This window comes from Corallococcus sp. AB018 (assembly GCF_003986945.1).
Classification (GTDB): domain Bacteria; phylum Myxococcota; class Myxococcia; order Myxococcales; family Myxococcaceae; genus Corallococcus; species Corallococcus exiguus.
In genome coordinates this window covers 1-2,112 of the sequence record NZ_RAWR01000425.1, presented here as the reverse complement: position 1 = coordinate 2,112, position 2,112 = coordinate 1, and the positions used below count along the sequence as shown (strand labels likewise).

Here is a 2,112-nt window from a genome sequence, read left to right as displayed (position 1 = left end):
CACCATCCCCAACGGGTCGGCCATGGAGCAGAGCAAGTACCACCTGGGCAATGGCTTGAGCCCACTGCTGAACGAGACCCGCTACGCGCCCACCGGCGACCAGGAATTCGACAGGGGGATTGCCATGCGCGACGTGAGCAGCGGCTCCGGCTACGTGCAGACGTCTGGCGAGGCCTTCCACGCATACAACGGCAACGCCAGCACCTGGCAGCCGTACGGCCGAGCACAGGGCAACTACGCCATCGCCGTGCAGGGCGTCGCGGTGTGCCCGGGCGAAGGCCTGGGTCCCATGGGCCGCGCCTTTGACATCCAGTCCACCTATACACTCCCAGAGAACGAGGTGGATTCCATGGAGAAGAGCGTCCAGGACTTCTTCAGCATCCTGTAGCCCTCCGCGCTACACCCGATGGGGTTTCCGTAACGGGAAGGGACACATTCCCAGCGCAAGAAACGATTTCGGAAACATCGTGGAAAACCACGCACTCCCTGCGAAACCAGCATCAATGACAGACATGGCGCAATCCCTGGCACGGGACCTGCTCTGACAGGGAACCGCCCTCCGACCTCCCGCGTCGGGGGGCGGACCCCCATTCGTCCGTAAGGGATTGCCACATGCCCCAACACTCCTCGCGAGGCCTGTCCGGCCTCGTGCCGTCATGGCTGCGCTCGCTGACCGTCTCCTCCTTCGCGCTCGGAGGGCTGCTCGCGGCCGCGCCGGCCCACGCCGCGGATCCGCAGGAGGTCCGTCCGAACATCGCCACCGTGCTCGACGTGGCGCTGGTGGACGGGGAGCTGACCGCGAGCATCCTGTGGACGGACCGGCAGGACGACCTGCCCCGGTCCTCGAAGCTCGTCTCCTATGACGGCAAGGACACCGCCACCGCGGGGGTGAACGTGACGCCCAAGGCGGGCGAAGTCTCCCAGGTGAAGCTCTTCGGCGCGCTGGACAAGCCCTGGGAGACGGGCTGGGCGCAGAAGCTGGTGCTGGAGGATCCGCAGGGCCAGGCGCTGGCCACCCAGCCCTATGACGTGAACCTGGACTGCGCGACCGAAAAGGAGTGCAGCCTCACCGTGTCCAAGGGCGTCACGTCGGAGAAGGACGTCGTGCACGTGAGCAGCGAGCTGGACGCCGTCGTCACGGAGCTCGACGCGAGGTATGGCCAGGGCGAGTACGACCTGGTGAAGGAGGTGTCCAAGGACTTCCCGCACCTGCGCGGCGAGGCCATGGTCTACGTCCAGCAGTGGTACTGGTGGTACCCCATCATCGGGCCCTGCACCTGCGGCTGGACGACCACGACGACGCGCACGCCCACCACCACCCAGTCCATCCTCGTCTCGTCCCCGGGCCGCAGCCTCTACGGCTGGAACGGGCCGGGCGCGAAGCACACGCTGAGCGCCAACGCCATCCCGACGGGCCCGACCCTCAACCGGACGGTCACCGGCTCCAGCCAGCTGTCGCTGGGACTGCGGTGCTCGCGCCGGATCTACTTCTACTGGTGGGACTTCATGATCTACCGGCCGGGCGGGTGGTTCCCGGTGCGCTTCCCCTTCCCTGTCAGCATTCCCTGCACCTCGCCGTGCCAGGCCCGCTTCGACCACACGGGGCGCGTCACCGGCCGGACGTCCATCAGCGGCGTGGCCACCGCGCGGGAAGCGGGCACCTGGCGCGTGAACGGCGGCACGCCGTACATCAACCAGCTCATCACCGGGAACAACGCCTTCGACGCGGACGCCATCGCCGTCTCGTTCTCGAACACCAGCGCCTACAACACGGTCAGCACGTCGGGCCAGGTGACGATTCCCTCCACGTCCACCTTCGCGAGCGCCCTCGTCACCAACGGCTATGCCCAGGCCATCCACGGCCAGCTGACCTGCCCCCAGATTCCCGCGCTGGCTGGCAGGACCGTCTCGGATTACGGAACGACGCAGGGCACGTCCCACCAGCTCAGCCTGTTCTGGTTCCTCCAGGACTTCGCGGCGGGCTTCTAAGTAGGTCGCCAGAAGTTCCGAGACAAATCCGGGTCGCATGCGCAGTTTCTGGAGCATGCGACCGGCAAGGAGCCCTGCCGAGCTGGGGCTGACAGCATACGACATGCGGAAGCTGGAGCGGGC

At 66.9% G+C, this 2,112-nt stretch carries 2 protein-coding genes; both read left to right on the top strand.

Translation table 11 applies throughout. The features are described from left to right. Positions 1-388: hypothetical protein (locus tag D7Y11_RS42445; protein ID WP_233607590.1), on the top strand; the 388-nt coding region annotated here is incomplete at its 5' end. Between the two features lie 224 nt (positions 389-612). Next, entirely contained in the window at positions 613-1,989 is a 1,377-nt protein-coding gene (locus tag D7Y11_RS42440; protein ID WP_121756197.1) for a hypothetical protein, read from the top strand. Positions 1,990-2,112: the final 123 nt, after the last annotated feature.